This is a genomic window from Micromonospora violae (genome assembly GCF_004217135.1).
GTDB lineage: Bacteria > Actinomycetota > Actinomycetes > Mycobacteriales > Micromonosporaceae > Micromonospora > Micromonospora violae.
Map to the genome: position 1 here is coordinate 341,665 of NZ_SHKK01000001.1, position 16,556 is coordinate 358,220.

Annotated in this window: 16 protein-coding genes, 1 tRNA gene and 2 pseudogenes; 10 read left to right on the forward strand and 9 right to left on the reverse strand. The window is 68.5% G+C overall.

Translation table 11 applies throughout. From position 1 onward, the window contains the following. Nucleotides 1–37 precede the first annotated feature (37 nt). From EV382_RS01575 to EV382_RS01600, 6 genes are read left to right on the forward strand one after another with little or no spacing between them, the layout of a single operon-like run. Entirely contained in the window at nucleotides 38–1,069 is a 1,032-nt protein-coding gene (locus tag EV382_RS01575; RefSeq protein ID WP_130399875.1) for an ABC transporter substrate-binding protein, read from the forward strand. Continuing rightward, nucleotides 1,066–1,911: an ABC transporter ATP-binding protein gene (locus tag EV382_RS01580; protein WP_130399876.1), complete on the forward strand. Its 846-nt coding sequence runs from the start codon at nucleotides 1,066–1,068 to the stop codon at nucleotides 1,909–1,911. The genes EV382_RS01575 and EV382_RS01580 overlap by 4 nt, the downstream gene beginning before the upstream one ends. Continuing rightward, entirely contained in the window at nucleotides 1,904–2,770 is an 867-nt protein-coding gene (locus EV382_RS01585; RefSeq protein WP_130399877.1) for an ABC transporter permease, read from the forward strand. The genes EV382_RS01580 and EV382_RS01585 overlap by 8 nt, the downstream gene beginning before the upstream one ends. Nucleotides 2,771–2,781: 11 nt before the next feature. Next, a complete protein-coding gene (locus EV382_RS01590) occupies nucleotides 2,782–4,116 on the forward strand; it encodes an LLM class flavin-dependent oxidoreductase (RefSeq protein WP_130399878.1) in 1,335 nt (444 codons plus the stop codon). Continuing rightward, on the forward strand, nucleotides 4,113–4,670 hold the full coding sequence (locus EV382_RS01595) for a flavin reductase family protein (protein ID WP_130399879.1): 558 nt from the start codon (nucleotides 4,113–4,115) through the stop codon (nucleotides 4,668–4,670). The genes EV382_RS01590 and EV382_RS01595 overlap by 4 nt, the downstream gene beginning before the upstream one ends. Then, a complete protein-coding gene (locus EV382_RS01600) occupies nucleotides 4,667–5,278 on the forward strand; it encodes a malonic semialdehyde reductase (RefSeq protein ID WP_130399880.1) in 612 nt (203 codons plus the stop codon). The genes EV382_RS01595 and EV382_RS01600 overlap by 4 nt, the downstream gene beginning before the upstream one ends. Nucleotides 5,279–5,290: 12 nt before the next feature. On the opposite strand, the gene EV382_RS01605 is transcribed toward EV382_RS01600, so the two are convergent. Then, entirely contained in the window at nucleotides 5,291–5,746 is a 456-nt protein-coding gene (locus EV382_RS01605) for an RrF2 family transcriptional regulator (RefSeq protein WP_130399881.1), read from the reverse strand. A gap of 7 nt (nucleotides 5,747–5,753) precedes the next feature. Beyond that, nucleotides 5,754–6,746: a helix-turn-helix transcriptional regulator gene (locus tag EV382_RS01610; RefSeq protein WP_130399882.1), complete on the reverse strand. Its 993-nt coding sequence runs from the start codon at nucleotides 6,744–6,746 to the stop codon at nucleotides 5,754–5,756. A gap of 202 nt (nucleotides 6,747–6,948) precedes the next feature. Here EV382_RS01610 and EV382_RS01615 point away from each other — a divergent pair, with 202 nt between their 5' ends. Further along, the gene (locus EV382_RS01615) at nucleotides 6,949–7,725 is read left to right on the forward strand and encodes a glucose 1-dehydrogenase (protein WP_130399883.1); all 777 of its coding nucleotides are present in this window, start codon (nucleotides 6,949–6,951) and stop codon (nucleotides 7,723–7,725) included. 113 nt (nucleotides 7,726–7,838) lie between these two features. Here EV382_RS01615 and EV382_RS01620 read toward each other — a convergent pair whose 3' ends face one another. After that, on the reverse strand, nucleotides 7,839–8,270 hold the full coding sequence (locus EV382_RS01620; protein WP_007457244.1) for an SsgA family sporulation/cell division regulator: 432 nt from the start codon (nucleotides 8,268–8,270) through the stop codon (nucleotides 7,839–7,841). A gap of 294 nt (nucleotides 8,271–8,564) precedes the next feature. Here EV382_RS01620 and EV382_RS01625 point away from each other — a divergent pair, with 294 nt between their 5' ends. Next, nucleotides 8,565–9,209, forward strand: a complete 645-nt coding sequence (locus EV382_RS01625; protein ID WP_425271965.1) for a PGPGW domain-containing protein — start codon at nucleotides 8,565–8,567, stop codon at nucleotides 9,207–9,209. Nucleotides 9,210–9,259: 50 nt separating this feature from the next. Further along, nucleotides 9,260–9,334, forward strand: a tRNA-Val gene (locus tag EV382_RS01630). Between the two features lie 287 nt (nucleotides 9,335–9,621). On the opposite strand, the pseudogene EV382_RS01635 reads toward EV382_RS01630, so the two are convergent. Then, nucleotides 9,622–10,218, reverse strand: a pseudogene (locus EV382_RS01635) (AAA family ATPase). Between the two features lie 77 nt (nucleotides 10,219–10,295). Between EV382_RS01635 and EV382_RS01640 the strand changes: the two are divergent. Next, nucleotides 10,296–11,074, forward strand: a pseudogene (locus tag EV382_RS01640) (transposase family protein). Between the two features lie 62 nt (nucleotides 11,075–11,136). Here the strand turns inward: EV382_RS01640 and EV382_RS01645 are convergent. The 5 genes from EV382_RS01645 to EV382_RS01665 form a co-directional block, all read right to left on the reverse strand. After that, a complete protein-coding gene (locus tag EV382_RS01645; RefSeq protein WP_130399885.1) occupies nucleotides 11,137–12,600 on the reverse strand; it encodes an NF041680 family putative transposase in 1,464 nt (487 codons plus the stop codon). Nucleotides 12,601–13,111: 511 nt separating this feature from the next. Beyond that, the gene (locus EV382_RS01650; protein ID WP_208758284.1) at nucleotides 13,112–13,777 is read right to left on the reverse strand and encodes a GIY-YIG nuclease family protein; all 666 of its coding nucleotides are present in this window, start codon (nucleotides 13,775–13,777) and stop codon (nucleotides 13,112–13,114) included. A gap of 364 nt (nucleotides 13,778–14,141) precedes the next feature. Next, nucleotides 14,142–14,570 (reverse strand): very short patch repair endonuclease, encoded by a 429-nt coding sequence (locus EV382_RS01655; RefSeq protein WP_279636422.1) that lies wholly within the window; start codon nucleotides 14,568–14,570, stop codon nucleotides 14,142–14,144. Nucleotides 14,571–14,578: 8 nt separating this feature from the next. Further along, entirely contained in the window at nucleotides 14,579–15,019 is a 441-nt protein-coding gene (locus EV382_RS01660) for a hypothetical protein (protein ID WP_130399888.1), read from the reverse strand. A gap of 330 nt (nucleotides 15,020–15,349) precedes the next feature. Beyond that, nucleotides 15,350–16,504, reverse strand: coding sequence for a DNA cytosine methyltransferase (locus tag EV382_RS01665; protein WP_244236499.1), 1,155 nt, complete (start codon nucleotides 16,502–16,504; stop codon nucleotides 15,350–15,352). Nucleotides 16,505–16,556: the final 52 nt, after the last annotated feature.

Below are 16,556 nucleotides of genomic sequence, written 5' to 3' on the forward strand. Positions count from 1 at the left end.
CCCCCACTTCCCTCGTGGTCAGATCAGGAGACTATTCATGTCCCCACCCCGTCGTGCCATTCTGCGTACCCTTGTCGCCGCTGCCGCGCTCGTCGTACTCGCTCCCACCGCCGGCTGCGGCAGCGGCGCGGCGGCCGGCGGCGCGCAGACCACCGAGCTGCGCTACCAGGGCTCGGTCGGTCAGGTCACCCTCCCCGAACTCGCCGCCGACCTCGGCTACCTCGGCGACGTCCGACTCAAGTGGATCGGCAACGTCACCGGCGGCCCGCAGGACATCCAGGCCACGGCCACCGGGCAGAGCGACGTCGGCGGCGCATTCAACGGCGCCATCGTCAAGCTCGCCGCCGCCAACGCCCCGATCACCGCCGTGGTCAGCTACTACGGCTCCGACGCGCAGACCTTCCAGGGCTACTACGTGCGCGACGACAGCCCGATCCGCGGCCCCCGCGACCTGATCGGCAAGAAGGTCGGCATGAACACCCTCGGCGCGCACGCCGAGGCCGTGCTCAAGACTTGGCTCGCTCGCGGCGGTCTCACCCCCGCCGAGATCAAGCAGGTCGAACTGGTCGCGCTGCCACCGGTCAACACCGAGCAGTCACTGCGCCAGCAGCAGATCGATGTCGCGGTGCTCGGTGGGGTGATCCGCGACAAGGCGGTCGCCAGCGGCGGCATCCGCACCATCTTCACCGACTACGAACTGCTCGGCGCGTTCAGCGGGGGTGCCTACGTCTTCCGCGACGATTTCATCAAGCGCAACCCGGAGACCGTCAAGACTTTCGTCACCGGGGTCGGCAAGGCCATCGAGTGGGCCCGCACCCAACCCCGGGAGACGGTCGCCGCCCGGATGCGCGACATCATCGCCAAGCGGGGTCGCAACGAGGACCCGTCGCTGGTCGCGTACTGGAAGAGCAGCGGCGTCGCCGGCCGTGGCGGCCTGATTAACGAGGAGGAGTTCGGCACCTGGATCGACTGGCTCGCCGCCGAGGGCGAGCTCAAGGGCGACCGTCCGAAGCCCGGTGACATCTACACCAATCGGTTCAACCCCTTCGCGGACGGGGGCAGCGCATGAGCACCGACAAGATCCTCTTCGATCGGGTGAGCAAGACCTTCCCGGTCCGCGCCGGCCGGCGAGGCGGCGCCGGCGCGGTCACCGCGCTGGACGAGGTCACCCTCGGGGTACGCCCCGGCGAGTTCCTGGTCGTCGTCGGCCCCAGCGGCTGCGGCAAGTCCACCCTGCTCGACCTGCTCGGTGGGCTCACCCAGCCGACCGCGGGGCAGGTGCTCGTCGACGGTCGCCCGGTCACCGGTCCCGGCCTGGACCGGGGCATCGTCTTCCAACAGTACGCGCTGCTGCCCTGGCGCACTGCGGCCGGCAACGTCGCGTTCGGACTGGAGGCCAAGGGGGTGCCCCGGGCCGAACGTGCCGCCCTGATCGAGCACCACCTCGACCTGGTGGGTCTGCGCGGGTTCGCCGACCGCTACCCGCACGAGCTGTCCGGCGGGATGAAGCAGCGGGTGGCCATCGCCCGCAGCCTCGCGTACGACCCGGACGTGCTGCTGATGGACGAGCCGTTCGCCGCCCTGGACGCGCAGACCCGAGACTTGTTGCAGGACGAGTTGGTGCGGATCTGGGCCCGTACCGGCAAGACGATCGTGTTCATCACCCACGGCATCGACGAGGCCGTCCACCTGGGTCAGCGGGTGGCGGTCCTGACGTCCCGCCCCGGGCGGCTCAAACAGGTCATCGACATCGACCTCGGCGACCGGGACGCGGTCGAGGACGTCCGCTCCACCGACGAGTTCCGCCACCACCGCCACCAGATCTGGACCCTGCTGCGCGACGAGGTGCGGGCCGCCCAGGCGGCCGAGGGCACCGGCGTCCGCCATCCCGAGGAGGCCCGCGTTGGTTGACATCGCCGAACGTCCCACCCGACTCGCCAACCCACCCACCGTGCCCCGAACGGCGACCGACCGACCCGCTGCCGGCCGCGCCGGTCGACTGCTCGGCGTCGGCGCGAAGGTGCTGCACCGCGGCGTCGCCATCGCCGCGCTGGCCGCGGTCTGGGAGGGCGCACCGCGGCTCGGTCTGGTGGACCGCGTCTTCCTGCCCCCGCTGTCGGAGGTGCTGGCGGCCTGGTGGGAGTTGCTGCGCAGCGGGCAGCTCGCCGAGCACGTGGGCGCGAGCCTCACCCGGTCGCTGGCCGGGCTCGGCCTGGCGATCCTCACCGCCATCCCGCTCGGACTGCTGATCGGCTGGTACCGGCCGCTCGCCGAGCTGCTCAGCCCGCTGCTGGAGGTGTTCCGCAACACCGCAGCGTTGGCCCTGCTGCCGGTGTTCGTGCTCATCCTCGGCCTGGGGGAGACCTCCAAGATCGCCCTGGTGCTGTACGCGTGCTCCTGGCCGATCCTGCTGAACACCATCGCCGGCGTGAAGGGCGTCGACCCGCTGCTGATCCGGTCAGCCCGCTCGATGGGCCTCAACCATCTGCGGCTGTTCCAGAAGGTGATCCTGCCGGCTGCGGTGCCGACCATCTTCACCGGCGTCCGGCTGGCCGGGGCGTACTCGATCCTGGTGCTGGTGGCGGCCGAGATGGTCGGCGCGAAGGCCGGGCTCGGCTACCTCATCAACTACGCGCAGTACAACTTCGCGATCACCGACATGTACTCCGGGATCATCACGATCTCCGCCATCGGCCTGGTCGTCAACCAACTCCTCGTCGCTGTCGAACGTCGCTTCTCCACCTGGCGCGTCGACGTCTCTGCCGGATAGGACAGCCACCCATGACCCGTACCCTGCACCTCAACGCGTTCCTGATGGGCGTCGGCCACCACGAGGCCGCCTGGCGGCACCCCCGCACCGACCCGCGTCGGGTCACCGACGTGCGGCACTTCCAGGAGTTGGCCCGCATCGCCGAACGCGGCACCCTCGACTCCCTGTTCCTCGCCGACGGCCTCTCCGTCGGGCCAAACCCCCGGCACAACATCCAGGCCGTCTTCGAGCCGCTGACCCTGCTCGCGTCGCTCGCCGCGGTGACCGAACACATCGGTCTCATCGCGACCGTCTCCACCACCTACAACGAGCCGTTCCACGTCGCCCGCAAGTTCGCCTCGCTGGACCATCTCAGCGGTGGTCGGGCCGGCTGGAACATCGTCACCTCCGCGCAGGAGCGGGAGGCGGTCAACTTCAACCGGGACAGCCACCCCGCGCACGCCGACCGGTACCGGCGGGCCGCCGAGTTCGTCGACGTGGCGATCAAGCTCTGGGACAGCTGGGAGGACGACGCACTCGTCTTCGACACGACCGCCGGGGTGTTCGCCGACACCGACCGGGTGCACGAGGTGGCGCACCGCGGCCCGGAGTTCCAGGTCCGTGGCCCGCTGAACATCCCCCGGGGGCCGCAGGGCCGACCGCTGCTCGTGCAGGCCGGCTCATCGCCGGACGGGATCGCCTTCGCCGCCCGCTACGCCGAGGCGGTCTTCACCGCGCAGCAGACCCTCGCCGACGGGCAGAGCTTCTACGCGGAGCTGCGCCGGCAGGTCACCGCCGCCGGCCGGGACCCGGACCTGGTGAAGGTCCTGCCCGGCATCGCGCCGGTGATCGGCGGTACCGAGGCCGAGGCGCAGGCCCTCGCCGCCGAGTTGGAGGAGCTGATCGTCCCGGACTACGCCCTGGCCCAGCTCTCCGGGATGCTCGGCATCGACCTGACCGGCCTGCCGCTGGACGGGCCGCTGCCGGAGCTGCCGGCCGCCGGCACCGTGCAGGCCCATCAGAGCCGCTACCAGCTCGTCACCGAGCTGGCCCGCCGGGAACAGCTCACCGTCCGGCAGCTGATCGGCCGGCTCGGCGGCGGCCGGGGCCACCGGGTCGTCGCCGGTACGCCGGAGCAGGTCGCCGACCAGATCGAGCTGTGGTTCACCCAGGGCGCCGCCGACGGGTTCAACATCATGCCGCCGCACCTGCCCGGCGGGCTCGCCGACTTCGTCGACCACGTGGTGCCGGTGCTGCGCTCCCGTGGGCTGTTCCGCACCGAGTACACCGGTCGGACCCTGCGCGAGCACTACGGGCTGCCCCGACCGGCCAGCGCGTACGCCGCATCGGCCCTGGTGTCGGCATGACCACCGTGGAGCGCCCCGCGGCGGAGATCGCCGAGCTGCGACCGGTGAACGCGGACCTGTTCCGTGCTCTGCTGCGCCGGCAGGCCAGCAGCGTCACGGTGGTCACCGCGGTCGCCCGCGCCACCGACCCGGCCTGCCTGGGTGGGATCGGCGCGCCCATCCGGGCCGGATTCACCGCGACCTCGTTCACGTCGGTGTCGCTGGACCCGCCGCTCGTGTCGTTCTGCCTCGGGGTGGCGTCGTCGAGCTGGCCGGTGCTCGCCCGCGCCGAACACGTCGCCGTGCACCTGCTCAACGCCGGGCAGCGGGAGGCCGCCGCGATCTTCGCGACCAGCGGCATCGACCGGTTCGCCGCGTACCGGGACTGGACGGCCGGACCGTTCGGGCTGCCGCTGCTCGACGGGGTGCTGGCCCGGCTGCTCTGCCGGGTGGTGCACCGGGTCCCGGCCGGCGACCACACGCTGGTGATCGCCGAACCGGTGGCGCTCGGCGACGGCTGCGACGGCCCACCGCTCGTGCACCACCAGGGCGGCTACACCACCGCGTTGACGTGACTGCGCCTGCCACGGCTGACCTGCTCGCGTTGGACCGGGCCGCCCAGGACCTGCTGTTCCGGGCGGCCCGCACGGCCAACACGTTCACCGACGAGCCGGTCACCGACGCCCAGGTCGCGGCGATCCACGACCTGATCCGGTACGGGCCGACCGCGTACAACGGTCAGCCGCTGCGGGTGTTGCTGCTGCGCTCGGCGGCGGCCCGGGCGCGGCTGCTGCCGTACGTCTCATCGAGCAACCGGGCGAAGACGGCCACCGCCCCACTGGTAGCGGTGCTCGCCGCCGACGTGGACTTCCACGACCGACTACCCGAGCTGTACCCGCACCGGCCGCAGGCCCGCGACTGGCTGCGCGACCGGGCGGCCCGTGCCGAGCAGGCCCGGTTCAACGCCACCCTCCAGATCGGCTACCTGCTGGTGGGCGTACGCGCTGCCGGGCTGGCCGCCGGCCCGATGGCCGGGTTCGACGCGGCCGGGGTGACCCGGGAGTTCTTCCCCGACGGCCGGCACGAGGCGCTGTTGCTGCTCAACCTGGGCCACCCCGGCCCGGACGCCTGGGCGCAGCGGCTGCCGCGACTCAGTACCGAGGAGGTGGTGTGGACCCGGTGAGAGCGCGCCGGGTCAGCGCGGCTCCCACGCGTCGGGCAGCGCGGTGAGCTTGCGGACGTGCGCGGGCAGTCGACCGCTGACGATCTCGGCGAGGCTCACCTCGTCGACGACCCGTCGGACGGCGGCGCGCACCGCCACCCACAGGCCGGGCAGATTCTGCGCCGAGCCTTCGTACTGGGTCTCCTCGGGGCGCAGCCCGCGTACCCCGGCGAGGGGGCCCTCCACGGCGCGCAGGACCGCGCCGACGGTGACCTCGCGGGGCGGGCGCGCGAGGGTGTAGCCGCCCTCGGCGCCGCGCTGGGCGCGGACGATGCCGGCCCGGCGTAGATCCGCCAGGACCGCCTCCAGGAACTTGCGGGGCATGTCCTGCTCCGCGGCGATGGCCTGGGTGGACAGCAGCGAGGGGTACGCGGTGGCGAGGCTCAACGCCGCCCGTACCGCGTAGTCGCCGCGCGCGGAGATCTGCACCCTGCCATCATGCCCGGCCGAGGTCGCCGGGCGGTCCGGCGGGCGGCCCCGGCCTGCTGGGGTGCCGGCCGTTGGCGAGTTCGCCGAGGGTGCCGGGGCGGAATCTGCCGCTGTTGGCGCCCGTCGACTCGGCCGGCGGTCGGGGTCGGACGACCCGGCCGGCCGCCGGTTGGTCCCGTGCGGCCCGGAACGCGCCGGGGCTGACCCCGACCTCGCGGGTGAAGAAGCGGCCGAAGTTCGTGGGTTCGGAGAAGCCGAGCCACCGGCCGATGTGGGCGATCGGCTGATCCGTGGCGGCGAGGAGCCGGCCGGCCTGCAACGCGACCCGCTCGTCGATGACCTGTTTGGCGCTGCGGCCGGTGACGGCCAGGCAGGCCCGGGTCAGGGTCCGCACCGAGCAGCCGAGCTCGGCCGCGTAGTCCTCCACCCGTCGGGTCTGCGGATAGCTGTGCTCCACCTCGCGGTGGAACCGGTGGAACGTCTCGTCCTCGGGCCGGGCGGGCGATTGCTCGGTGTGGGCCAGGGCGAGCCGCAGCAGCAGCACGGCCAGTTGGTGCCGGAGCAGCGCGCGGGCGGTGGGGCCGTCGGGGTGCCGTTGGCAGTCCACCGCCAACTGGCTCACCTCGCTGATCACCGCGTCCTCGTCCTCACCGGCCAACTGCCGCCAGGTCGCGGTCGTGGCCAGGTCGACGTCGACGCCGCGCAGCGCCGCGGGATCCCAGGCAACCACGGTGGCGTCGAACTGGGGGCCGGCACAGCGCAACACCTGGCCGGGGCGGACCCGCAGCAGCGTGCCGGGACGGCACGGCAGCAGATGGAAGTCGAGCTCCGCGTCGCCGTGCCCACGCGTGGTGAGAATCAACAGCTCCCGCTCGACGATCACCGGCCGACGCCAGCCCGGGTCGCCGGCAAGATCGGCCAGCGCGAACGTGGCGATCTCGTCGGGGACGGAAGACGCCGTTCCGATCGATGGGGCGGGGGAGGGATCGGTGGAGACCATCGCCTGCGACGGTAGCCCGAACCGCAGGTCACCGCATCCCGGTCGACGGTCGTCACGGAATCGGTGGTGCGGCACGGGGTTGTCCCGGTCCCGACAGCCGGGCTACGTTACCCGGCGGTAGCGCCGTCGGTCCGCGGTCCTCCCGGCACCCGCCGGCGACCCGACCGGCCGACGACCCCCGCCGACTCGCGATGGGATGAGCATGACGCAGCTGTTCTCGGTCGAAGGTAAGACGGTCCTGGTCACCGGCGGCTCGCGGGGGATCGGGCTGATGATCGCCCAGGGCTTCGTCCGCGCCGGCGCGCACGTGATCATCTCGTCCCGCAAGGCGGACGTCTGCGCGGAGGTCGCCACTGCCCTCTCCGCCGAGGGGCGGTGCGAGGCCATCCCCGCCGACCTCAGCGACGACGCCGGCGCCGAGATGCTGGCCGCCGCCGTGCGGGAGCGCTTCGACCGCCTCGACGTGCTGGTCAACAACGCCGGCGCGACCTGGGGCGCACCGCTGGAGAACTACCCCGAGGCCGCGTTCGACAAGCTCTGGGCGGTCAACGTCAAGGCCGTCTTCCGGCTCACCACCGCGCTGCTGCCGGCGCTGCGCGCCGCCGCCAGCGCCGACGACCCGGCCCGCGTGATCAACATCGGGTCGATCGACGGCATCAGGGTGCCGTTCATGGAGGTGTACGCGTACTCGGCCACCAAGGCGGCTGTGCACATGCTCACCCGCAGCCTCGCCCACCAGTTGGCCGGCGAGCAGATCACCGTCAACGCGATCGCGCCCGGCCCGTTCGAGAGCAAGATGATGGCGTTCGCGCTCGACGACCCGACGAGCCGGGCCGCCATCGAGCAGCAGGTGCCGCTGGGTCGCATCGGCAGCCCCGAGGACATGGCCGGCACCGCCATCTACCTCTCGTCCCGGGCTGGCGCGTACCTCACCGGAGCGGTCATCCCCGTCGACGGCGGCATCACCACGCACGGCTGAGCACCGGCCGACCCGGGCCGGGCTGTCCGCGTACCCCCGGGTGTGCCGGAGCCGCGCGGACTCGGCAGATCCGCGCGGCCCCAGGATGGCCGGTGTTGCTGTTTTTCGGGCGGTCAGCGACCGGCGAGCAGCCGGTTCACCGCCGTGTCGACGTCCAGGTGCTCGGCCTCACGGCCGCGCGGGACGACGACGTAGGTCCGTCGAAGGAAACGCACCAGGACGCTGCGCGGCACCTCGAAGAGGGCGTTGCCGTCCGGTGACGACAGGGCCAGCGCGACGAAGTCGCCGCGCGGTGTGGCCCAGGGCCAGACCCGCACATCTCCGATGCCGGCCGGCTCGTCCAGGCCGGTGACCAGAAGTTCGCGAGCGAACGACCAACTCACCGCCTCGCCCCCGGCCGATTCGGCATGGAACAGGACATGGACCGCATACGGGTCAGCAGGGTCGTAACGCAGACTGGCACGCACCGGCAAGGCGGTGGCGTCAGGTGCGACGAGCCTTAGCGACGTCTCGACCTCTACGGTCGTCGGTCGGATGACACTCATGGACGTTCTCCCCCCGGCACCGCTGCGGAACGCGCGTGTCCCGCTTTTCCCATACTCAGGTGCTACTCCTGGCTACGCTCCGCCATACGCTGACTTCACCCAGTGGTGGGAAGGGGGACGGAAAGGCCGCGTGAATGTGAGCATTCATGTAGAATTTCCGGTTCTGCCCAGTGCGTGATCCCGCCCGGTATCGGGTGGCTCAGTCGTCGACTTACTCCGGTAACGTCCAGTCGGCCGTTGCAGTGACGGGCCCGAGCGACACTGGGGGGTGAAATGGTGACGAAGCAATCCTCAGTGGATGCGGCGGCGGCGCCCGGCCCGCCGAACGTCGCGGTCCGATCAGCCGAAAAGCGGGGGTACGCAGTGCCGATGGAGCAGCCCGAGCGACCCGGACGGCCGACGCCTGACGCCGGCCGCCCCGATGGCGATCGCGCCGGTCGCGGTGGCAGCGCCGCCGTTGGTCGTGGCGGCAGCGCCGGTGCTCGTCGTGACGGTGACGCCGGTGGCCACGGCGGCGTCGCCGTGCAGGACCGGCCGCGCCGCCCCCGCTGGCGCGAGCGGATCTCGCTGACCCTCGAGCTCATCCGCGCCAACCCCACCGGTCGGATCGCACTCAAGATCTTCATCGCGATCGCCGGGGCGCTGGTGGTGACCATCGGCATCGCCCTCATCCCGCTCCCCGGGCCGGGCTGGCTGCTGGTGATCGCCGGCCTGGGCATCTGGGCCGTCGAATACCACTGGGCCCGCCGACTGCTCGGCTTCACCCGCCGCCACGTCCACGGCTGGACACGCTGGGTGACGCGACAGTCGCTGGTGGTGCGAATCGTGCTCGGGTCCGTCGGCCTGGTCTTCGTGGCCACGGTGGTCTGGCTGTCCCTCAAGTACAGCCTCGGCATCGACGTGGTGGCCGCGGCGATGCGGTACCTCGCGACGCACTGACCCCGGATTTCCGGTCTGGTTCCACGATCGGGTAGAGTCAGTGGCGCTGAGGGCGATTAGCTCAGTGGGAGAGCGCTTCGTTCACACCGAAGAGGTCGCTGGTTCGATACCAGCATCGCCCACCATGAATATCGGCAGGTCAGAAGCCCGTCACCGGAATCACCGGTAACGGGCTTCTGCCGTCATGTCCCTTAACTTGGGAGCAGATTGGGAGCAGGCCGCCTGGTGCTGGTGTCTGGCTGGGCAGGAGCCGTAGGGCGGCGGTGGGCGTTAATCGGCAATGCGCCGGTCGGTCTGAAGGTGTGGCGCGGCGTGGTTGGCTACCGCGGGGGTGGTGTGGCGGTGAGCCGGCTGTCGTGCTCTACCGGGTGCGAGCGGCGGGTTCAACATGGAGGGCTCGGCGGCTGCCGTACTAAGGGACGTCTCGTAACTCGGAGCAGCTCGACCGTTGTGATTCCGGAGCTCCGGGATCGACGGCTGTGTGTTGCTGGATGAACTGGAGGCGCGAGGCGACGTCCCTGCGGGGCAAGGTGCTGACTTCGTAGCCGTGTTGGGTGTAGGCGGCGACCATGGCGTCGTGGGTACGTACGGCTTCGGCGAAGTCTTGGTGTCGTTCGCTGTCGGTGGTGTAGATCTGTGGCCATGGCGGGGCGATGAACACACGCTGGTGGTAGCGGAACAGCTGCGCGGCGGCTGTCACGTGCGCGGGAACGGGCTGGCCGAGTAGGAGGTAGTAGCCGACCAGGTCCGGGATCCCTCGGTCGAAGAAGACGGGTCCGGGATGTTGGCTGGCTTGGCGGTAGGAGCGGATCTCCCAGCTGAGCATGATCTCAGCGAACAGTCGTGAGTCGCCGGCTTACAGTGCCCGACCGCCGATCGACAGCTGGTCCTGGATGATCTGTCGTCCCGCTTCGTCGACGCAGGCGTGACCGGCACGCCGCAGGCTCTCGATCAGCGTGGTCTTGCCGGCACCGGGTCCCCCGGTAATGACGATGTACTGGCTGCTCACGTCGTCCTCTCTGATAGACGTGCACTCCTCATGACCCCAGCGTTCGTCCGCTGAGGATAATCACCGAGGATGCGTGGGTGCAGGTGATCTCCGCAGCTCGCAAGGAGTGGATCCTCCCGTTCACTGGGCTGACCCCCGCCCAGTTCCGCAAGCTGGTCCGCTTGGTCGCCGAGCGTGGTGGGCGCGGAATCGCTGACGGTCGGCCGGGCCGACAGTGGGCCCTCGATCTTCCCGACCGGGTGCTGCTGGTGGCCGTCTACTGGCGCACGAACCTGACGATGCGGCAGATCGGCGCGCTGTTCGGAGTGTCGCATTCCGCCGCGCACCGAGTCATCGACACCCTCCGCCCGCTGCTGGTTCTCGCACCTGTGCGCCGCCGGCCGGTCGACCAGATCGCCATCGTCGACGGCTTTTCATCCCGACTCTGGACCACCGCCTTGCGGCGCCGAGCAAGAACTACCGGTACTCGACCAACCTCCAGGTCGCCATCGACGCCAGCGCGCGGCTGGTCATCGCCGTCGGCGAGCCCCAGCCGGGCAACCGCAACGACACGATCGTCTACCGCACCTCGGGCATCGACCAGACGCTGGCCGGACGGCCCGTCATGGCCGACGGCGGCTACCGCGGCAACCCCGAAGTGATCATCCCGTCTCGCAGGAACCGCGACGGCAGCCCACTACCGTCCTGGAAGCAGGACCTGAATGCCCAGCACCGCACCGTCCGAGCACAGGTCGAACACACCCTGGCGAGGATGAAGAACTGGAAGATCCTGCGCGACTACCGCCGAGCCGCCCGCACATTGACCGCTGCCGCTTCCGGCATCGCCAACCTCCACAACATCGCCCTGACCTGGTGATCACAGACCCAGGGCCCAGCCAACGCCTCCGCCCAGTTACGAGACAGCCCTTAGCTTGGTTTTTAACCTGTTCGGCGTGGACGGGGATTAGCGGTCTTCGTTTTCTTGGTGTCCGGTTTGCTGGTCTTCTTGGTCGTCGCGATGTGGACGTCGTGACGTGGGGTGGGCTGGGTGTTGCGGCGACCGGGTGGTCGTCCGGGTCCTGGCCGGGAGGGTTTCGGTGCGCTCGCGGGGCAGGTGGTCTTCGTGCGGAGGTGTCGAAACCCTCGTCGGACGCGGGCCGGTGACAGGCGCTGGGGTGGGGTGGGTTTCTCCCAGGGGCGGCGTAGGTCGGCGGCCGCGGCGCGGGCCAGGCGGAGTTGGGTGTGGGCGGCGAGGATCAGCCAGGTCCAGAGGTCGGCTGCCCGTGGGGTGCGGGTTTTCGGGCAGGTCCAGCCGAGGGTCTGTTTGAACAGGCGGAATGTGTGTTCGATGTCGAAGCGGCGCAGGAAGGTTTGCCAGAGCCGGTTGACGTCGGCGGCGGTGGGATCGACGCCGGACCACCACAGCCACACCGGTTTCGGGGTCGCACCGCTGGGCAGGTGGCCGACCTCGAGGCGGATGACGGTTCCCTCGATGATCGGCAGTGTCTTCGCCGTGTCGGTCCAGGCGTTGCGGTGGGTCAGCCTGGGGTGCAGCCGGTTCCAGGCTCGGGCCCATGCGGTGCCGTAGAGGCGGGTGTCGGTGATTGTGGCTGCGTCGGGTTCGGCCCAGGTGGCGGGATCGCCGAAGACGAACTCGCCGCCGTGGCGGGGTGGCCGGCCGTTCGTTCCCGGCAGGCGGGGCGGCGCGGCCCGGCGTAGTACCCGGTCCGAGCGCATCCGGGCGAGGACTTGCACGGGCAGGTCGGCCAGGAGGAACGCCAGGCGGGGCGCGTCGTAGCCGGCGTCGGCCACGACCAGGACGTCCGGGTCACCTGCCTGCCACTGCCCGGCCGCGACCAGCCGGCCCACGATGTCGCGCACCTGCCCGGCGGTGATCGCCGCCGCGTCAGCACCGGGCGCCAGCCGCACCGCGTCCAACGGCGCGGTCCACGAACTGCGGCCGGACTCCAAGGCCACGACCATCGAGTACGGCCAACCCGGGACCATGATCGTCTGGTCCTTGCCGCGTCCGTAGGTGTGACACAGGACCCGCTGCGGCGAGGTGTGCGCGTCCGGCCGCAGCCAGCAGGTGACATCCACTGCCAGCACGAGACGCCCGTCGGCCGCCCGAGGCAGCGGCAACCCGGCAAGAGCGGTCCGCAGCCGATCGATGTCCAGCCGTCCGCAGGCGAGGGCGTCGTACAACGCGCCGTGACCGCGGCGGTGCTCACCCACCAGCGACAACTCCACCAACGACCGGACCGGCCCATCGGCGCACAACACCGCGTCGGTCAGGTCGAACAACGCGTCAGCCCGAGCAGTCAGGCAGTCGTAGAACACTCGCCGGAACCTGTCCAGGTCCCTGACGGCATCAGCCACACCACGATCATGCACACTGGTCACCAGAACAGCCCTTGGTTATCGATGTTCTTCCCTAGACAAGAAGATCATCGACCAAGGGCTGTTTCCGTGGCCAGCCAGGGTCCCCAGAGGACCCACGGAGGTTAAAGATCAAGTTAGGGAGGCCGTGTTTCACAGCGTGTGGCCGCAGCCATGTCGGATGTTATCTACTCCTTGACCATGGGTGGAACAGGGCTGAGCGTCCCGAGGCGCGGCGGACTGACGACTGGGTGTTCGTCGAGTTCCACGGCCTGCCCAGGGCCTCCTCCACCACCTGGGCGGCTCGGGTCGCTGCCTCCGTGTCGATGATGCCGTCTATCTCGACGCAGAGGCGATGACCGCGTGGATTGCCCCATCCCGACTTTCACGTCAAGTGAATACCACTATCCCGCCTGGGTTCGCTGCACGGCCGGTCAGAGTCACTCGTTGATGGCAACGATGTGGAGTGTGGTCTGGTAGCGCGCGACGAGCAGCCGTACGTTGTGCGGTACCCTTTACCTAATGTAGCGCCGAGCTAGACATCAGAAGAGGTTTCTGCTTTTGACTCCTGGAGCACGCTGCCAACGAGCTCGTGCACATCGATTGCATTCGGAGAGGGCCTCCTTCGACCCTCCGCAAACGCCAATCTCGCGGCCGCTAAGTCAGCAAGCCGAACCGCTTGAATCACAATTACCCGTCGTAGGCCAGGCGAAACTTCTCCACGCTCGTGCGCGACGGCCGAGACTCGGGCTAAAGTCTCGGCGCGGCGGGCTATTCTAACGTCCGGGTGCTCGCGATCGCTCCTCAATTCTTCCGGCACTAAGTTGAAGCGGTATGAGCGCGGCAATTCCACAGGGTTGGCTGCAAGCGGGATCTTCTCGTTCAAGATGGCGCGGTACTTCGACTGGCTGATAGCCGATCGATATGCGGAGTATTCGATAGCGTTCAACTTCGCTATTTTGCCTGGGTCATTTCGCAGATATTCTGCAGGCCACAGCTCCACCTCCGCAACCTCGAAGGGATCGAGAATTCGGTAGGCCAAAGTGTCAGTACGTTGGCTTGTAAGATGCCTTCCGATGCGTTCGCTGAACTTAGCCCACGTCTGTCCCACGTAGATTGGTTCGCCATCGTAATCGTAGAAGCCGTATACGCCGATACACTTACCTAGTTTCTGCCCACTAGCCGCGTCGATGGACTCCATCACTCCCTTGAGCAGCGATCGGAAGCCTCGTACAAAGGGTATAGGCATCGAGGCAAGGGGCGGAGGTTTGCGTGCGGGCTCGTTGTACGAGGCGACACCGTGACTAGCCACCTAACATACCTCCCAGCTCGGCTTGGAAGAGTCACTGTCCGGCACGGCAGTCTACGACGTAGCGGCGAGGCATGGGGTGACACGGTTGGGTACCGGACCGCCCGGTCCGCGAAAGGTTCCACAACTGCAGAGACGAGCAGCGGTGCAGGTTGCGTCGGCTGCAGCGGGCAGATTGTGGTTGCCTGTCGCCGCTCAGGCCGACGAAGCAGTGGAAGGCGGTTCGCGACGTCCGGGCTTGCCTCCGCTCCGTCGACTATCGAGAAAGCACCAGGCGTCTGACCCGGGCAGCCGCCTCCGCTACCATCTCATGCTCCCAAACCCTGACGACGGCCCACCCCGCCTCATTCAACTGGTGGTCAACGGCGGCATCCCGCTCGCGGTTTCTTCGAATCTTGGCGTGCCAGTAGCCGGTGGGATCGGAGGGCATACGTCCGTGGTCGCGACATCCGTGCCAAAAGCACCCGTCGAGGAATACCGCAACTTTGCGCCGCGGGAAAACCACATCGGGACGAACCCTCCTTTGCTGCAGCTCAATCTGAAGCGCCACGCGGTACCGAAGTCCATGCCGGAACAGCTCACGCCGCAAAGCGAGCTCAGGTTTGGTGCCGGAGCTTCGGTTGGCCCTCATCGCCTTTGTAGCGCTTGACGGTGGCGGAGTTGGGGGGAGCTTGACTGCAGGCAATGGGCCGCCTATCCGATCGTGGGGAAGAGGCCTTCGGGCTCTTCCACCACTCCTTCGGCACCTTCGACTTCGATTACGCCGTCAAGTGCCTCGTAGCGAGCCCGTGCCAGTTTGTTGAGCCGCTCGGTCTGCGTTAGGAGCGTGCGCCTGAGACCCCGTGACACCCTGCGCTCGCTGATGTTCTTGGCTAGAAGCGAGATGGTCTGCGCGCGCCTGGCGATCCGGACATCTGGATGGCTGCGGTCAGGAAAAATGCTGTCCGGAATAATAACGCAGGTCAACGGCTCCGGCAGCTCCACTGGCTCCGCTTCGGGAATGTCACCTTCGTTTAGGATGGCGTTGAATGCGCTCGCCTTGAGCAGCTTCTGGTATACGGCGTACTCGTAGGGGTCGAGAGCGGATTTCCGGGATTTCGAGGGTAGATCGCCAATGTGAGGCAGCGACCACATCGCGACGGGTGTGGACTTCGAACGGGTCGAGCACATACTTTGCCACGGCGTCAGACCGTTGGCCGGTCAGGTGCCGCCCGAGTCTGACGCCGAAGCCCTCCGCCGTCTGTCCGACGTAGATTGGCTCTTCGTCGTAGTCGTAGAAGGCGTAGATGCCGGCCTTCGCCTTCCCGATGGTCTGGCCGGGGCGCTGTGGGTCCGGTTGCCTGAGGGCGGTGGAAATCGCGTCCCGGATCGCCTGGACCTCACGAGGCAGCAGCGTCGTTGTGAGGTCGATGCGGTGTGAAGACATCGGCGCCTCCAGGCGATGAGCAGGTTCGCCCCGGAAGGCTACTCGTCGCCGGGCCGATTGTCTGGCCGCAGCACGGGGATCAGGTAATTCTTGCCGATCCAGCGGACGACGTCGACGACGACGGCGTCGCCGAAGCCGAAGAGCTGCTGGTTAGGTGTGCCAGCGACGAGTTTGTAGTCTGCGGCACCCATGAGGTTGGCGTACTCGCGCGGCGTCATCCAGCGGATCCTCGGCTCGCGGCCGTGACCTAGTTCGACGAGCGCCTGCTTGCTTGAGCCGCCGCCTGTTGTCCGTAGGCACCCCGCGATTGCGTCGCGGCGGAGTTCCCACATCGAAACGCCTTGCCGGGTGCGTCGGTAGGCCGTTCGGTAGGAGAGGCTCTCGGCAGTACGCAGAGTCTCGAAGCGCGCTGCCTGGCCTTCGCTCAGGGAGCCGACGAAGGCTCTGACGCGCTGCTCATCCCACCACACACCCGGCGGCACGTCATGCTCCACGATCGCCCTCAGATCCTTCGGTCCTTCAGGGAGGCCGGGAAGATCCAGGTAGTGCATGTTGATGTCTTCGTGGTGCGAGTCGTGGATCTTCGTCACCCAGGCGGGCCGTACATCGCTGGTCTCGGGAACCCCCACGTGAGCGTTTTTCGGTAGCTCCTCTTTGAGGATTCCGAGGATGAACATGCGAGGGCGGGACTGCGGGACGAAGTGCCGAGCATCGATAGCAAGCACATCGAGGGAGTAACCCAGGCCGCTCAAGCGATGAAGCGCGTCGGTAAGGTCCTTGCCGCCATGGCTTGTCGCGAACCCGTATACGTTCTCGAGCAGGACCATACGCGGCCTTGTTGACATCTCCTCGATCACTCGAGTGAACTGCCAGAACATGCCCGATTGTTTGCCGACGAGGCCAAGGCGATTACCCGCGAGGGAAAGGTCGATGCAGGGGAAACTGCTGGTGGCTAGTTCGACTGAGGAAGGAAGAGACGAGCCTTCAACGTTGCAAATGTCATCGACCTTGAAATGGTCCTTGGCGTCGGGGTAATTTGCATGGTACGCGTCGAACTTCGCCTGCTTGATATCGTTAGCCCAGACGATGTTCACCCCAAGCGGTTCTAGGGCCGTCCGCACGAGTCCAATACCGGCAAAGAACTCTGCGGCATTGATAGACTTAGCTTCCATGCGTCCTCCACCGCCGATCATCGTCGCCGCAGTCTATAGCTCCTCTGTCAAGCTGACGAGTAGCGACGCTGGC